The 15293-nt window shown below is 66.1% G+C and carries 16 protein-coding genes; 10 read left to right on the top strand and 6 right to left on the bottom strand.

Annotated features, from left to right (window positions below; all coding sequences use genetic code 11):
• Nucleotides 1-16: 16 nt before the first annotated feature.
• From lysS to ACZY0B_RS01335, 7 genes are all read left to right on the top strand, one after another.
• On the top strand, nucleotides 17-1519 hold the full coding sequence (gene lysS / locus ACZY0B_RS01305; protein ID WP_463762123.1) for a lysine--tRNA ligase: 1503 nt from the start codon (nucleotides 17-19) through the stop codon (nucleotides 1517-1519).
• Between the two features lie 118 nt (nucleotides 1520-1637).
• A complete protein-coding gene (gene lsr2, locus ACZY0B_RS01310) occupies nucleotides 1638-1976 on the top strand; it encodes a histone-like nucleoid-structuring protein Lsr2 (protein WP_085223269.1) in 339 nt (112 codons plus the stop codon).
• A gap of 295 nt (nucleotides 1977-2271) precedes the next feature.
• Nucleotides 2272-4806 (top strand): ATP-dependent protease ATP-binding subunit ClpC, encoded by a 2535-nt coding sequence (gene clpC1 / locus ACZY0B_RS01315; RefSeq protein ID WP_463762124.1) that lies wholly within the window; start codon nucleotides 2272-2274, stop codon nucleotides 4804-4806.
• 78 nt (nucleotides 4807-4884) lie between these two features.
• A complete protein-coding gene (locus tag ACZY0B_RS01320) occupies nucleotides 4885-5265 on the top strand; it encodes a YbjQ family protein (RefSeq protein WP_463762125.1) in 381 nt (126 codons plus the stop codon).
• A gap of 154 nt (nucleotides 5266-5419) precedes the next feature.
• Complete coding sequence (locus tag ACZY0B_RS01325; RefSeq protein WP_463762126.1) at nucleotides 5420-5629, top strand: CbtB domain-containing protein; 210 nt, start codon at nucleotides 5420-5422, stop codon at nucleotides 5627-5629.
• Nucleotides 5630-5635: 6 nt separating this feature from the next.
• Complete coding sequence (locus ACZY0B_RS01330; RefSeq protein WP_463762127.1) at nucleotides 5636-6439, top strand: CbtA family protein; 804 nt, start codon at nucleotides 5636-5638, stop codon at nucleotides 6437-6439.
• A complete protein-coding gene (locus ACZY0B_RS01335) occupies nucleotides 6436-6987 on the top strand; it encodes a histidine phosphatase family protein (protein ID WP_463762128.1) in 552 nt (183 codons plus the stop codon). The genes ACZY0B_RS01330 and ACZY0B_RS01335 overlap by 4 nt, the downstream gene beginning before the upstream one ends.
• On the opposite strand, the gene ACZY0B_RS01340 is transcribed toward ACZY0B_RS01335, so the two are convergent.
• Nucleotides 6988-8403 carry a Cpe/LpqF family protein gene (locus ACZY0B_RS01340; RefSeq protein ID WP_463762372.1) on the bottom strand — a complete coding sequence of 472 codons (1416 nt, stop codon included), beginning with the start codon at nucleotides 8401-8403 and terminating at the stop codon, nucleotides 6988-6990.
• The gene (gene mhuD / locus ACZY0B_RS01345) at nucleotides 8327-8647 is read right to left on the bottom strand and encodes a mycobilin-forming heme oxygenase MhuD (RefSeq protein ID WP_463762129.1); all 321 of its coding nucleotides are present in this window, start codon (nucleotides 8645-8647) and stop codon (nucleotides 8327-8329) included. The genes ACZY0B_RS01340 and mhuD overlap by 77 nt, the downstream gene beginning before the upstream one ends.
• 65 nt (nucleotides 8648-8712) lie before the next feature.
• On the opposite strand from mhuD, the gene ACZY0B_RS01350 reads away from it, so the two are divergent.
• A complete protein-coding gene (locus ACZY0B_RS01350; protein WP_463762130.1) occupies nucleotides 8713-9477 on the top strand; it encodes an alpha/beta fold hydrolase in 765 nt (254 codons plus the stop codon).
• 4 nt (nucleotides 9478-9481) lie between these two features.
• On the opposite strand, the gene ACZY0B_RS01355 is transcribed toward ACZY0B_RS01350, so the two are convergent.
• Entirely contained in the window at nucleotides 9482-10366 is an 885-nt protein-coding gene (locus tag ACZY0B_RS01355; RefSeq protein WP_463762131.1) for an HhH-GPD family protein, read from the bottom strand.
• Nucleotides 10367-10396: 30 nt separating this feature from the next.
• Between ACZY0B_RS01355 and ACZY0B_RS01360 the strand changes: the two genes are divergently transcribed.
• Both ACZY0B_RS01360 and ACZY0B_RS01365 read left to right on the top strand, forming a co-directional pair.
• A complete protein-coding gene (locus ACZY0B_RS01360; protein ID WP_463762132.1) occupies nucleotides 10397-11014 on the top strand; it encodes a carbonic anhydrase in 618 nt (205 codons plus the stop codon).
• Nucleotides 11015-11139: 125 nt separating this feature from the next.
• Nucleotides 11140-11946 carry a hypothetical protein gene (locus tag ACZY0B_RS01365; RefSeq protein ID WP_463762133.1) on the top strand — a complete coding sequence of 269 codons (807 nt, stop codon included), beginning with the start codon at nucleotides 11140-11142 and terminating at the stop codon, nucleotides 11944-11946.
• 8 nt (nucleotides 11947-11954) lie between these two features.
• Here the strand turns inward: ACZY0B_RS01365 and disA are convergent, their stop codons facing one another.
• The 3 genes from disA to ACZY0B_RS01380 are packed head-to-tail and all read right to left on the bottom strand — an operon-like array spanning nucleotide 11955 to nucleotide 15072.
• Nucleotides 11955-13028 carry a DNA integrity scanning diadenylate cyclase DisA gene (gene disA / locus ACZY0B_RS01370; RefSeq protein WP_463762134.1) on the bottom strand — a complete coding sequence of 358 codons (1074 nt, stop codon included), beginning with the start codon at nucleotides 13026-13028 and terminating at the stop codon, nucleotides 11955-11957.
• Between the two features lie 14 nt (nucleotides 13029-13042).
• On the bottom strand, nucleotides 13043-14467 hold the full coding sequence (gene radA, locus ACZY0B_RS01375) for a DNA repair protein RadA (protein ID WP_463762135.1): 1425 nt from the start codon (nucleotides 14465-14467) through the stop codon (nucleotides 13043-13045).
• 50 nt (nucleotides 14468-14517) lie between these two features.
• Nucleotides 14518-15072 carry a copper chaperone PCu(A)C domain-containing protein gene (locus ACZY0B_RS01380; RefSeq protein ID WP_463762136.1) on the bottom strand — a complete coding sequence of 185 codons (555 nt, stop codon included), beginning with the start codon at nucleotides 15070-15072 and terminating at the stop codon, nucleotides 14518-14520.
• Nucleotides 15073-15293: the final 221 nt, after the last annotated feature.

Raw genomic sequence — 15293 nt, forward strand, 5'->3', positions numbered from 1 at the left:
TTTAAGCTGGCACGTCGTGAGTTCCGCCGCAGACACCGACCTCCCCGAGCAGTTCCGGATACGCCGGGATAAGCGCGCTCGGCTGTTGGCCGAGGGGCTTGACCCTTACCCGGTGGCCATCGAACGCACCCACACGCTGGCGCAGGTCCGCGCCGCCTACCCCGACCTGGGCGTCGACACCGCGACGGACGACATCGTCGGCGTGGCGGGCCGGGTCATATTCGCGCGCAATTCCGGCAAATTGTGTTTCGCCACGCTGCAAGACGGTGACGGCGCCACGCTGCAGGTAATGATCAGCCTGGACAAGGTCGGCCAGGATTCGCTGGATGCCTGGAAGGCCGACGTCGACCTCGGGGACATCGTCTACGTGCACGGCAACGTGATCAGCTCGCGGCGCGGCGAATTGTCGGTCCTGGCCGATTCCTGGCGGATCGCAGCCAAGTCGCTGCGGCCGCTGCCGGTCGCGCATAAGGACATGAGCGAAGAATCGCGGGTGCGGCAGCGTTATGTCGACCTGATCGTCCGCCCGCAAGCGCGCGCCGTGGCACGCCAGCGAATCGCCGTTGTCCGCGCGATACGCAACGCACTGGAACGGCGCGGGTTTCTAGAAGTCGAAACGCCAATCTTGCAGACGTTGGCCGGTGGTGCGGCAGCTCGGCCGTTCGTCACACATTCCAATGCGCTTGACATCGATCTCTACCTGAGGATCGCACCGGAACTGTTCCTCAAGCGATGCATCGTCGGTGGATTCGACAAGGTCTTCGAGCTAAATCGGGTGTTCAGAAACGAAGGTTCTGATTCGACACATTCTCCGGAATTCTCGATGTTGGAGACCTACCAGACGTACGGAACGTATGACGATTCGGCAGTCGTCACACGAGAGCTTATTCAAGAGGTGGCCGACGAGGCGATCGGTACCAGACAACTGTCGTTGCCAGATGGCAGTGTCTACGACATAGACGGAGAATGGGCGTCGATACAAATGTATCCGTCGTTGTCTGCCGCGCTCGGTGAAGAGATCACACCCCAGACGTCGGTCGATCGGTTACGCGCCATCGCGGACCGGCTCGGTGTCGAGATTCCCGGCGATCGTGGCTACGGGCACGGAAAGCTCGTCGAGGAACTGTGGGAGCACGCGGTGGGCAACACGCTGACGGCGCCGACGTTCGTCAAGGATTTCCCTGTCGAGACAACACCTTTGACTCGACAGCACCGCAGTATCCCGGGTGTGACCGAGAAGTGGGACCTCTACGTGCGCGGCGTTGAACTCGCCACCGGGTACTCGGAATTGAACGATCCCGTGGTGCAGCGCGAACGATTCGCCGAACAAGCGCTCGCCGCGGCGGCCGGCGACGACGAGGCTATGCTGCTTGATGAAGACTTTCTCGCCGCACTCGAGTATGGGATGCCGCCTTGCACCGGAACGGGAATGGGTATCGACCGGTTGTTGATGACTTTGACCGGACTGTCAATTAGAGAGACAGTTTTGTTCCCGATTGTTCGACCGCACTCCAGCTGAAAGCCGAACACTCTGTGTTGCTCAGATTGAGTATGCTGCGTTCATATGGCAGATTAGTGACCGGGGAGTGGGTCCAAACTGCCCAGCAACTGCTCAGGAAGAACGCGAGGGTAAGCTAATGGCGAAAAAAGTCACCGTCACCTTGGTCGATGATTTCGACGGTGCAGGCGCCGCCGACGAAACTGTCGAATTCGGGCTTGACGGGGTGACCTATGAGATTGATCTTTCAACGAAGAATGCCGCGAAACTCCGCGGTGATCTGAAGCAGTGGGTCGCTGCCGGCCGTCGTGTCGGGGGTCGCCGTCGGGGGCGTTCCGGAACTGGGCGCGGGCGTGGGGCGATCGACCGCGAGCAGAGCGCAGCGATCCGCGAATGGGCCCGCCGAAACGGGCACAACGTGTCGACGCGCGGCCGCATCCCGGCAGACGTCATCGACGCATTCCACGCCGCCACTTAACAAAGCGTTAACCGGCGCCCGGCCGTAATTTCTGGGCGCCGGTTCTGTTTTCGCTGGCGGCGTAATAATCGCCGGCGCCCGGGGGAAACGATTTGGTGGTTCGTCTCGTTTCTTCAGCTATGGCTCGTCATCACCGGGGGATTCCCTCAGATGCAGCCGAGCAGGCCCGAACGGCAAGGCACCGCAAGGTTAGAACCCTGACGGGCCGACCATTACAGTGGACACCAGGTACGCACTGTCGGCCCCTTTGCCGACAACGATGAAGTACCGGGCGAGGGAGAGCAGGTAACCACCGATGTTCGAAAGATTTACTGACCGTGCCCGCAGGGTGGTCGTCCTGGCCCAAGAAGAGGCCCGGATGCTCAACCACAACTACATCGGCACCGAGCACATCCTGTTGGGTTTGATTCACGAAGGTGAAGGCGTCGCGGCGAAGTCGCTGGAGTCGCTGGGGATCTCGCTGGAGGGCGTCCGCAGCCAGGTCGAGGAGATCATCGGCCAGGGGCAGCAGGCACCGTCCGGGCACATCCCGTTCACCCCCCGCGCCAAGAAGGTTCTCGAGCTGAGCTTGCGCGAGGCGCTGCAGCTCGGCCACAACTACATCGGCACCGAGCACATTCTGCTGGGCCTGATTCGTGAGGGCGAGGGCGTGGCCGCCCAGGTGCTGGTCAAGCTCGGCGCCGAGTTGACTCGGGTGCGCCAGCAGGTGATTCAGCTGCTGAGTGGCTACCAGGGCAAGGAGGCCGCAGAGGCCGGGACCGGTGGCCGCGGCGGCGAGTCGGGCAGCCCGTCCACGTCGTTGGTGCTCGACCAGTTCGGGCGCAACCTGACTGCTGCCGCGATGGAAGGCAAGCTGGACCCCGTCATCGGCCGCGAGAAGGAAATCGAGCGGGTGATGCAGGTGCTGAGCCGGCGCACCAAGAACAATCCGGTGCTGATCGGCGAGCCCGGCGTCGGGAAGACCGCCGTGGTCGAGGGCCTGGCGCAGGCCATCGTGCACGGTGAGGTGCCCGAGACGCTGAAGGACAAGCAGCTCTACACGCTGGACCTGGGATCGCTGGTCGCCGGTAGCCGCTATCGCGGTGATTTCGAGGAGCGCCTGAAGAAGGTGCTCAAGGAGATCAATACCCGCGGCGACATCATCCTGTTCATCGACGAGCTGCACACCCTGGTGGGTGCCGGTGCCGCCGAGGGCGCGATCGACGCCGCGTCGATCCTGAAGCCCAAGCTGGCGCGCGGTGAGCTGCAGACCATCGGTGCCACCACGCTCGACGAGTACCGCAAGTACATCGAGAAGGACGCCGCCCTGGAACGCCGCTTCCAGCCGGTGCAGGTGGGGGAGCCGACGGTGGAGCACACCATCGAGATCCTCAAGGGTCTGCGCGACCGCTACGAGGCCCACCACCGGGTGTCCATCAGCGATAGCGCGATCGTGGCCGCAGCCACCCTGGCCGACCGTTACATCAACGACCGGTTCCTGCCGGACAAGGCCATCGACCTGATCGACGAGGCCGGCGCAAGGATGCGGATCCGCCGGATGACCGCGCCGCCAGACCTGCGTGAGTTCGACGAGAAGATCGCCGACGCACGCCGGGAGAAGGAATCGGCGATCGACGCCCAGGACTTCGAGAAGGCCGCCAGCCTGCGCGACCGTGAGAAGCAGCTGGTCGCCCAGCGGGCAGAGCGCGAAAAGCAGTGGCGTTCAGGCGATATGGACGTTGTTGCCGAGGTGGACGACAATGAGATCGCCGAGGTGCTGGGTAACTGGACCGGTATCCCGGTGTTCAAGCTCACCGAGGCCGAGACCACCCGGCTGTTGCGCATGGAGGACGAGCTGCACAAGCGGATCATCGGCCAAGTGGACGCCGTCAAGGCCGTCTCCAAGGCGATCCGCCGCACCCGCGCCGGGTTGAAGGACCCCAAGCGTCCGTCGGGATCGTTCATCTTCGCCGGGCCCTCCGGCGTCGGTAAGACCGAGCTGTCCAAGGCGCTGGCCAACTTCCTGTTCGGCGACGACGATGCGCTCATCCAGATCGACATGGGCGAGTTCCACGACCGGTTCACCGCGTCGCGGTTGTTCGGTGCCCCGCCGGGATACGTCGGCTACGAGGAGGGCGGTCAGCTCACCGAGAAGGTCCGGCGTAAGCCGTTTTCCGTGGTGCTTTTCGATGAGATCGAGAAGGCGCACCAGGAGATCTACAACAGCCTGTTGCAGGTCCTCGAGGACGGTCGGCTCACCGATGGCCAGGGCCGCACGGTCGACTTCAAGAACACCGTGCTGATCTTCACCTCGAACCTGGGCACCTCGGACATCTCCAAGCCGGTTGGCCTGGGCTTCACCCAGGGCGGCGGTGACAACGACTACGAGCGGATGAAGCAGAAGGTCAACGACGAGCTGAAGAAGCACTTCCGCCCGGAGTTCCTCAACCGCATCGACGAGGTCATCGTCTTCCACCAGCTGACCCGCGACGAGATCATCCAGATGGTCGACCTGATGATCGAGCGCGTCGGCAAGCAGCTCAAGACCAAGGACATGGCGATGGAGCTGACCGACAAGGCCAAGTCGTTGCTGGCCAAGCGTGGGTTCGACCCGGTGCTGGGTGCTCGCCCGCTGCGGCGCACCATCCAGCGCGAGATCGAGGACCAGCTCTCCGAGAAGATCCTCTTCGACGAGGTCGGGCCGGGACAGGTCGTCACCGTCGACGTGGACAACTGGGACGGCGAAGGCACCGGCGAGGACGCGGTGTTCACGTTCACCGGAACGCGCAAGCCGCCGGTCGAGCCGGAACTGACGAAAGCCGGAGCGCACGCCGCACCCGACAACCAGTAGCACTACAGCAGGCGGGTGGTTAGTCTCTGACCGGACTAACCACCCGTTTTGCTGTGCTGAGGGCTAAGGGGCTCACCTGTGCTGATCGTCACCACGAATGACCTTCCGGGCTGGGAGATTCGGCGCGTCTGCGGCGAGGTGTTCGGACTGACCGTCCGCTCGCGCAATGCCTTCGCCCAATTCGGTGCCGGACTGAAGTCGATGTTCGGCGGCGAGCTGGCCGGAATGACCAAGAATCTCGCCGAGAGCCGCAACGAGGCGATGGGGCGGCTGATCGCCGAGGCGCGCAACCGCGGCGGCAACGCGATCGTCGCGATGCGGTTCGACACCACCGAGATCGGCGACGTGTGGACCGAGATCTGCGCCTACGGCACGGCAGTGGAGGCGGTGCCGGTCACGGATGGCGCGAAGTACACAGCCAGCCAGCTCGGCTACGGCGGACGGCCCGCGCAGCAGTAACTGTTTGTTCAATCGTGCAGTCCGTTTAGACTGACGACTGTCATCGACGGGCAACGGAATCTGGTGAAATTCCAGAACGGTCGCGCCACTGTAGAAAGTCAGACCCGGAACCCGTCACCAAAGTGGGACGCGTCATTCCCAGAAGGAGTCAGCAGTGTCCAGTTCCGAGACGACCGGCACCCGCTCGATTGATTTGTCGGCGGCAAGTGCCGCGCTCTGGTTGGCGGCAACCGCCTTCCTGGCGTTGTTGGCGATTTACTTCGTCGGCGTCGATCAGGGCGCCGTGTCGCTGTTCGGCAGCGACTCGCATGTGCACGAATTCGTGCACGATGCGCGCCACCTCCTCGGCTTCCCCTGCCACTGACCCGGCGTGGAGAAGCGTCTGATCGGACGCGGGCTGCTGGCGGGCGCAATCGGCGCCGTGCTGGCATTCGTATTCGCCCGTCTGTGTGCCGAACCCGTGATAGCCCGCGCGATCGACTTTGAACACGGCCGAACCGACGCCGAAAATTCCCACGGTGTGCACGAGCATGGCGTCGAGCTGTTCACCCGTGGTGTTCAGTCGAACCCCGGACTGGGCTTCGGTGTGCTGATTTTCGGTCTCGCCATGGGGGCACTGTTCGCCGTCCTGTTCTGCGTCGTCTATGCCCGCACGGCCGGTCGTGCGGAAAGCCCTGCGCCACAGCAACTTTCGCTGCTGCTGGCGGCGGGGGCCTTCGTGGCGGTGTACCTGGTCCCGTTCCTGAAATATCCGCCCAACCCGCCCGCCGTCGGCCAGTCCGACACCATCGGGGCGCGCACCGGCTGGTATCTGGGAATGGTGCTGGCGTCGGTGGTGCTGGCGATCGGGGCGGTATGGCTGGCCCGGCGACTGGCCGAGCGATTCGGCGCGTGGAATTCACGGCTGCTCGCGGCCGCGGCGTATCTGGTCGCCATCGTGGTGGTGATGGTGCTGCTACCGACGGTGGACGAGACGCCCGAACCGTTGCACGACGCCTCGGGTGCGATCATCTACCCCGGCTTTCCCGCCGATGTGCTCTACGAATTCAGGTTGCTGTCGCTGGGCACGCAGCTGCTGCTGTGGGTGACCATCGGCTTGGTCTTCGCGACACTCGCGGGCCGGTTGCTGACAGAGCGGTCCGAGAGCGGACGGGTATCGAGCATCGCGGCGTGACGGAGGTCGTCCGGCTGACCCTGGTGTCGCACGCGATGACCGACGCGATGGCAGCCGTACGCTTTCCAGCCGACGAGCCGCTCAACCAGACCGGCCGTCGACAGGCCGAAGTTGCTGCGGGCCTTGATATCCCCCGGGCTCGTCACCTTACCGGCCCCGAACAGCGCGCCCGCCAAACCGCGGAGCTGCTCGGCCTGGACGCCACAGTCGAGCAGCGGCTGGCCGACCTCGACTGCGGCCGCTGGCGCGGACAAACACTCGATGCCGTGGCCGCGGAAGACCTCGAGGTGTGGCTGACCGAGCCGGCCCGGGCGCCGCACGGTGGGGAGTCCATCGTCGACCTCACCGAGCGGGTGGCCGGATGGCTGGCGTCGTTGATCGAAGGACCTTCGCGAACCGTTGCGGTGACCCATCCGGCGGTGATCCGGGCGGCGATCCTGCTGGTTCTCGACATTCCGCCGAAGTCGTTCTGGCGCATCGACATTGCACCGGTTGGCCTGACGACGATGCGTTACCGCAACCACTGCTGGACCCTGCGGCTGCAGTGACTACTGCGGTGCGAACAGCGCGAACGCCCGTTTGGCGACCTGCAGCATCCAGCCGGTTACCTTCGGCCCGTGGTCGCGGGGCCAATTCAGCTGGAAACTGACGACCCACGGTTGCTGCGTCTTGTCCACGGCATACCAGCTGAAGGTCAGATCACCCGGCAAGCCACCGGCTTTCGCGCCGATGTACGGCCAAACGTTTCGGTCCAGCTGAATACCCGAAACGGCGGACAGGATCTGCTTGACGGGTGCGGCCTCGCCGACCGCGTCGGCTTGCAGAGCCGCGTGGACCCGGCAGATGTCCTCGGCGCTGCCGTACCACTCCGCTCCGTAGGCCGAGGCCGGGGTGTGGGCGCGAGTCGGATCAGGTTCGTAGGGAGCCGAATTCGCCTGTGCCAGCAGCTGGGCGCGGACCTGCGGGGTCGCGTTCTGCCACTGGCTGCGCAGATCCGGTTGGCCCCAGCCGATGGAGAACAGCTCGTACATTGTGGGGAACGGAGTCATGCTGGCCGGATCGTGATGGCCGGCCGTGGCGAGCGCCTCTTCGATGGCGTGCGTGCCCATTCTTTCGATCAGCAAGTCGGTGGCCATGTTGTCGCTGTTGGCGATCATCTTCGCGGCCGCGGTGCGTACCGAAACATGGTCGCCCGGAGCAAGTCCCAAGCCCGACGAGCCGACCGCCTTGCTCTTTTCGGTGACGGTCAACTGATCGTCCCAGGACACGGTGTGGTTCTTGACCGCGCCGGCCAGGGCGTGCAACACGTAAAGCTTGAAAATCGATGCCAGCGGCAGAGATTCGCCGGTGTTGGTGCCCATCACCGGATCGCAATGGCCGTTGTCGACCTTGGCGACCTGATAGGAGTATCGGGCACCGGTCTTGCTCAGCGTGGCGTCGATGTCATGCCATGAGGTGATCGTCGGCGCCAGCGTCTCGAGCTCGAACCGATCAACGCGTCCGACGTCGTCGGTGTGAATCCGGATGTCTTGGCGCGCGCCGTAGGACGAGGTGAGGTGCAGCGTGGCAACGCTGGCGCTGATGTCCACCCCGTCGAGGGTGAAGGGGCGATCCCACCACAGTTCTTCCATGCTGGTTTCGACCGAGTCCACCTCGTCGGACGCGGCGAGAGTGCGAACTCCGACCGGGCCGATCGGCCAGTCCGAGTTGAGCATGTCGAGGGTCTGTTGAGCCCGCAGCCCGGGGGGAGTCCGGGTGTCGATCGCCCGTCCGGCGTTGGCCGCGTTCGCCTGCGGTGACGGCGACGGGGAGCAACCCGGTGTCAGCGCCGCAACCAGTGCGGCGGCCGCGGTGACGGCCAGCGCGCGCTGCGGCGTCAAACGTCGCCTATTCAGTCGGCTTGCTCCCGGCCACGTCCATGACGACCTCGAATTCCAGCAGCGACGCGCCGGTCGCCACTGGATTGGCACGCTGACCAGCATGGGCTTCGACAGCGGGCCCACTCGCCCACGTCTGGAATGCTTCATCGGACTCCCAGTGTGTCACGACGAAATAGCGGTTCTCACCCTTGACCGGGCGCAGCAACTGAAAGCCGAGGAAGCCGGGTTGATTGTCCACGGCGTGTGCGCGGTGGGCGAACCGCTTCTCCAGCTCAGGACCAGCGTCGGCGGGTACTTCGATGGCATTGATCTTCACCACGGGCGGCATGTTCGCTAGGCTACCCCGCCCCCCTGCCCTGTCCTGCTCCTGGGCGGGACACGCAAGATGGTGCCATGCCCACCGATCTGTTGACCGCTCACGGCGGGCACGGTGAGCCGTTGATCTTGGTGCACGGCCTGATGGGCCGCGGCACCACCTGGTCGCGTCAGCTGCCGTGGCTGACCCGGCTGGGCACCGTCTACAGCTACGACGCGCCGTGGCATCGCGGCCGCGACGTCGAGGATCCGCACCCGATCCGCACCGAGCGCTTCGTGGCCGATCTCGCCGACGCGATAACCACATTGGGGGTGTCGGTACGACTGGTGGGTCATTCGATGGGCGCCCTGCACTCATGGTGTCTGGCCGCCGAACGTCCCGAATTGGTCTCGGCGCTGGTGGTCGAGGACATGGCGCCGGACTTCCGTGGCCGCACCACCGGTCCGTGGGAGCCGTGGTTGCATGCACTGCCGGTCGAATTCGACACTGCGGAGCAAGTATTCAACGAATTCGGGCCGGTCGCCGGCCAATATTTCCTGGATGCCTTCGACCGCACGGACACCGGTTGGCGGCTACACGGCCATACCTCGCGATGGATAGAGATCGCCGCCGAGTGGGGCACCCGGGACTACTGGACGCAGTGGCAGGCGGTCCGGGCGCCGGCGCTGCTGCTCGAGGCGGGCAACTCGGTCACCCCGCCGGGTCAGATGCAGGCGATGACGCAAAATGATTCACCGACAAGATATTTGGCGGTTCGCGAAGCCGGCCACCTGATTCACGACGAAGCGCCGCGGGTATACCGCCAGGCGGTCGAATCGTTCTTGACCGCACCCACCGGCTGAGGTGCTACTCCTCGCCGGCCAGCCCGAATAGGCCGTCGCTCGTCTGGGTCACCAGGCCGTCGGCGAGCAACGAATACAGCGCCCGGTCGCGCTGCGCGGTATCGGTCAGCCAGGCCACGTCCAGCTGGGCTCGGGTGACCGGAAAGTCGCTGAGGCGCAAGACGTCCAGCAATAGACCACGGACCTGACGGTCGGTGCCCGCGTAGGTTTGAGCGCGGCGCGCCGGGCCCTTTGCCGGGGGATAGCCCGCAGCTCGCCAGGCGCACTCGCTGAGCGGGCATAACCCACAGCGGGGCGTTCGTGCGGTGCACACCGTGGCACCCAATTCCATCAGTGCCACCGAAAATTGGGGCGCCGTATCGTCTTTCGGCAGCAGCGCCGAAACATCGGCATGGTCGCGTGTCGCGGACGGCGTGCCGGCGTCCGCCAGGCCGTGCACGGCGCGGGCCACGACCCGTCGCACGTTGGTGTCCACCACCGGTACCCGCTCGCGGTAGGCGAAGCACGCCACGGCCCGTGCGGTGTAGCTGCCGATACCCGGCAACCCCAACAGGATTTCAACGTCGTCGGGAACGACGTCGCCGTGATCACGCGTGATGACGATCGCGCATTCGTGCAAGCGCTTTGCTCGCCTCGGGTAGCCCAGCTTGCCCCAGGCCCGCAGCACGTCGGCCGCGCTGGCGGCCGCGGTCGCCGATGGGGTGGGCCAGCGTCGTACCCATTCCGTCCAGATCGGCAGCACCCGGGCGACCGGCGTCTGTTGCAGCATGAATTCGCTGACCAGGATCTGCCACGCGTCCACATCCGGTTCCCGCCATGGCAGATCGCGGCGCGCGCGTTCGTACCACCCCAGAAGTTCATTCGCCGGGATTTGCCCCCGGCTAGTCATCGGCGCCCGCGGCACGCCAGAATGTGACGCATGCCCAACTCCAATCCGGTATCCGCATGGAAAGCACTCAAAGAGGGTAACGAGCGATTCGTCGCCGGACAGCCTGCGCACCCGAGCCAGAGCGTCGAGCATCGCGCCAGCCTGGCCGCGGGTCAAAAACCCACCGCGGTTGTGTTCGGTTGTTCGGACAGCCGGGTGGCCGCGGAGCTCATCTTCGACCAGGGTTTGGGCGACATGTTCGTGGTTCGCACGGCCGGGCAGGTGATCGACTCGGCCGTGCTCGGGTCCATCGAGTTCGCGGTGACGGTGCTCGACGTGCCGCTGATCGTCGTCCTCGGCCATGACAGCTGCGGCGCCGTCAAGGCCGCCATCGGCGCGGTCGACGATGGTGCGATACCCGGGGGCTTCGTGCGCGACGTGGTGGAGCGGGTCGCGCCGTCGATCCTGATGGGCCGCCGCGACGGCCTGAGTCGTGTCGACGAGTTCGAGGCGCGACACGTAAGCGAGACGTTGGCGCAGCTCACGTCGCGTTCCGCCGCCATCGCCGAGCGGGTTTCGGCAGGCACGGTGGCGATCGCCGGGGTCACCTACCACCTCGCCGACGGGCGCGCGGCGTTGGTCGACCACATCGGCGACATCGGCGAGTAGGGCGGTTTCCGCCCCAGCGCGGCGGGGCCACTAACACGGGCCTAACATGCCCGAAGGCCAGCTAACATCGCGACACGCCGAGTCGGATCGGGCAAATCGGCGTGACCTGGACTTACGGTGTGAACGTGCTGGATCTGGAACCGCGTGGCCCGCTACCCACGGAGATCTATTGGCGGCGCAGGGGGCTGGCCCTGGGGATCGCGGTCGTCGTAATCGGCATCGCTGTCGCCACTGTCATCGCCTTTATGGGCCACAGCGCGGGTGCCAAACCCGCCAGCGTCAACAAGGCCGGGTCGGCGCAGAACACGCCGGCCGCCCCCCCGCCGCAAGCGCCACCACCGCCGGGGCAGGAAGGTGTCACTCCGGTACCGGCGGCGCCGGGGCAGAACCCCGAGTCCGTGACGCCAACCGCTGCGGTGCAGCCGCCGCCGGTGTTGAAGGAGGGCGATGACTGCCCCGACTCGACGCTGGCCGTCAAGGGCCTGACCAACGCTCCCCAGTACTTCATCGGCGACCAGCCGAAATTCACGATGGTCGTCACCAACATCGGGCTGGTGGCCTGCAAGCGGGACGTCGGTGCCGCGGTTCTGGCCGCCTACGTGTACTCGCTGGACAACAAGCGGCTGTGGTCCAACCTGGATTGCGCCCCGTCCAACGAGACCCTGGTCAAGACCTTTACGCCGGGCGAACAGGTGACGACGGCGGTGACGTGGACGGGGATGGGATCCGCGCCGCACTGCCCGTTGCCGCGGCCGGCGATCGGCCCGGGCACTTACAACCTGGTCGTCCAGTTGGGCAATCTGCGTTCGCTCACGGTTCCATTCATCCTGAATGTGCCGCCGCCCCCGCCGGGGCCGGTTCCGGGTCAGCCGGCGGTGCCGCAGCCCGAAGCCCCGCCCGGGGTTGCTCCCGGTCCCTCGCCCGCGGGGTAGTTGGTTCGCTAGCTGAGCGGGTCGGCGATCGTCGACTCCGCCAGCTGCGACAACCCTTCCCGCACATGGCGGGCCCACATCGAGCCGATGCCGTCGACCGATTGCAGGTCGTTGGCGCTGGCTGCCAGCAGACCCTGCAGTGTCCCGAAGTTGCGGACCAAGAGATCCACGTGGGCGAACTGCAGCCGGGGGATACCGGCCATCGCTTGGTAGCCACGCGGGCTCAGCGCCGAATCCTGCGCCTCCGTCGTCGTCGGATATCCGAAAACCTTTGCCAGCGAGGTGATTTCGAGCAGCTCGGTGTCCGACAACGAGTCCAGCTCGTCGAGCGTGGCGGTCATCTGCGCATCCGACAACGGCTCGGGGCTGGCGTGGTAGTCGCGCACGATCAATCCCCGGGCGATGTCGTTGCCACCCAGCAGCTCCTCGAGCTGCAGCCGCAGTTGACGCCCGTCGGTGCCCAACTCGACGACGTCGTAGTCGATCACCAGCCCGATCCGCCGGACCAGCTCGAGTCGCTGCACCACGGTCATCACGTCGCGCAGCGTGACGAAGTCTTCGATCTCCGCGCGTGACAGCAGCCTGCTGACCTCGTCGAGGCGGGTCTTGTAGCGCTCCAGGGTCGCGATGGCCTGGTTGGCTCGCGACAGGATGGTCGCGGAATCGGCCAGCACGTGGCGTTCCCCGCCGACGTAGACGGTGACGATGTTCATCGAGTGGCTGACCGAGATCACCGGGTGACCGGTCTGGATCGCAGCCCGTTCCGCCGAGCGGTGCCGGGTGCCCGACTCGTCGGTGGGTATCGACGGATCGGGAACCAGCTGCACGTTGGCCCGCACGATGCGGCTCGCGTCGGTGGACAGCACGACGGCGCCGTCCATCTTCGCGAGTTCGCGCAACCGCGTCGGGGCGTAGCGGACATCCAGAGCGAAGCCGCCGTCGCAGATGGCTTCGACGTTCTCGTCGTTGCCGAGCACGATCAGCGCGCCGGTACGGCCACGCAGAATGCGCTCCAGGCCATCCCGGAGCCCGGTGCCCGGTGCCAGGCGGGCGATTGTTTCACGCAGGGTCGGACGCGTCACAGCCTGTCATTCTGCTACGCCAGCGCTCGCGGCGTAGCAATGTCTAGCCGTTCAAGCCCAAAAGGCCCACTGCTGCGGTGGTCGCCGATGTCGACCATGTGCTCCAGCGCCGCGCCGATCGTGGGTGCGCTGAGCGCCCGCATACCCCGCGGAACGGCGTCGCATCCCGGCGGAATCAGGGCGATGGTGAATCCCTGCCGTGCGGCTTCGGCCAGCCGCCGGTCCATCCCGCTGACCCGGCGCAGATCGCCCGCGAGACCGACCTCGCCGACCATCACCGCGGTAGTCGGCAGCGGCAGGTCGGCCAACGCCGAAGCCAGCGCGATCGCGACGGCCAGGTCTGAGGACGGATCGGTCAACCGCATGCCGCCCACGGTGGACAGGTAGATGTCGTTGGCGGCGAGCGGCAGCTTGGCGTGCTTTTCCAGCACGGCGGTGATCATCGCGGCGCGGGAGTGATCGATCCCGCTGACCGCGCGGCGCGGTGAGCCCGCGTTCGGCGTCGCCAGCAACGCCTGGACTTCGCCGATCAGCGGCCGCTTGCCGTCCAGGGCGACCGTGATCGCGGTACCGGCGACCGGGGTGGGCCGCTGATCCAAGAACAGGTTCGACGGGTCGGCGACGCCTTCAATTCCGTTGTCGTGCAGCATGAAACAGCCGACTTCGTCGGCGCCGCCGAATCGGTTCTTGATGCCGCGGACCATCCGCAGCGCGCCGTTGCGGTCACCCTCGAAATGCAGGACGACGTCGACGAGATGTTCCAGCGAGCGTGGTCCCGCGATCGCCCCGTCCTTGGTGACGTGGCCGACGAGAATCAGCGCGACGCCGTTGGCCTTGGCCGCGGCCGTGAGCGCGGCCGTCACCGCGCGTACCTGGGTAACCCCGCCGGCGACGCCGTCGGATTCGGTGGTGGACATGGTCTGCACGGAGTCGACGATCACCAGTGCGGGCTGGACCGTCGCGATGTGCTCGAGGACGGTGTGCAAGTCGGATTCGGCGGCCAGGTAGACCTCGTCCGACCCGCAGCCGATCCGGTCCGCGCGCAGCCTGATCTGGCCCGCGGATTCCTCACCGGAGATGTACAGCGCGCGCCGCCCGGCCTGCGCCCACAGGTGGGCGACCTTGAGCAGCAACGTCGACTTGCCGACGCCCGGATCACCCGCCATCAGCGTCACCGAGCCGGGCACCACACCACCGCCGAGCACCCGGTCGAGCTCGTCGATGCCGGTCGCGCGGTGCTGGCTGGCGCCCGGCTCGATGGAACTGATCGGAACGGCGCGCGAGGCCCGGTTTATCGAACGACGGCCGCCGCCCACCGTGCTGAGCACGGCTACCTCGTCGACGGTGCCCCAGGTGCCGCATTCTCCGCAGCGGCCCACCCATTTGGCGGTGACGTGTCGGCACTCCGAGCAACGGTATTGCGAGCGCGCATTTGCCACGTCATGACGGTATCCGGCGGGGCCGACAAGCCCCGCTGTGACACGGCCGTTTAGGCCTCCGGCGGTGCCATTCCGGCGGAGATCGGCACCAGCAAGCTGGCCTGTCCGGCCTTCTCAAAGGTGAAGGTGAACTTGTAGCTGAGGCCGTTCGTGATGGGCTTGGCCAGGCTGACGGATGCCTTGGCCGCACTGTTGGGGTTGAGCGGGCCCGGCGCCACCTTCTGGCCTTCCGGCGTGCCGATGAACAGCATCCCGCTGGCAGGCAAGCTGGGGTCGCCGGTCACGGTCACGGTGCCGATGTCACTGGTGATGCCCAGCAGCCGGTCCGCGACGTCCGGCGACTGATTGACGGCCACCAGGACCAGCTCCACGTTCTTGCCGGGTCGCAGGTAGTCACCGGTCTGCGAAGCCTGGATGCGGACGTCGCGCAGCGCCACGTTGTTGATCGCGATCTTGTTGCCGTTGACGGCGGGCTCCTGGGTGGCCATCTGCGAGATCTGCCCGGCGCCGCAACCGGTGAGCACGGCGGCGACCAGCGCGGCCAGGCCGACGACGGCGACTCGGGCGCGAAGGCGGACCGCGAGGCTGGTCTTGAAGCGGTTCACTCGATGCCTCCTGGGCTCGGTCTGGCTGGTCAAGGCGAGTCGCGGCACGGTGACACCGGGGTCAACCGTGCAACTATGCACAGTAGTAGGAACGTCGTTCCAGCGGTAGCGCAGGTGGCAGACCAGCACCGCAGCCCCGCCGGCGGTGGCGCTGCGGGGGCGCTGCGGGGGCGCTGCGGCGGGCAAGAGGGGGCATTGATAGTGTGTTCTACTGCACGTCT

Source organism: Mycobacterium sp. IDUB_19 (assembly GCF_055419445.1).

What these genes read in the sequence shown, in the direction of transcription:
- lsr2 (WP_085223269.1), top strand. Translation starts at nt 1,638, where the DNA reads ATGGCGAAAAAAGTCACCGTCACCTTGGTCGATGATTTCGACGGTGCA.
- ACZY0B_RS01360 (WP_463762132.1), top strand. Translation starts at nt 10,397, where the DNA reads ATGCCCAACTCCAATCCGGTATCCGCATGGAAAGCACTCAAAGAGGGT.
- clpC1 (WP_463762124.1), top strand. Translation starts at nt 2,272, where the DNA reads ATGTTCGAAAGATTTACTGACCGTGCCCGCAGGGTGGTCGTCCTGGCC.
- ACZY0B_RS01355 (WP_463762131.1), bottom strand. Translation starts at nt 10,366, where the DNA reads ATGACTAGCCGGGGGCAAATCCCGGCGAATGAACTTCTGGGGTGGTAC.
- mhuD (WP_463762129.1), bottom strand. Translation starts at nt 8,647, where the DNA reads ATGCCGCCCGTGGTGAAGATCAATGCCATCGAAGTACCCGCCGACGCT.
- ACZY0B_RS01350 (WP_463762130.1), top strand. Translation starts at nt 8,713, where the DNA reads ATGCCCACCGATCTGTTGACCGCTCACGGCGGGCACGGTGAGCCGTTG.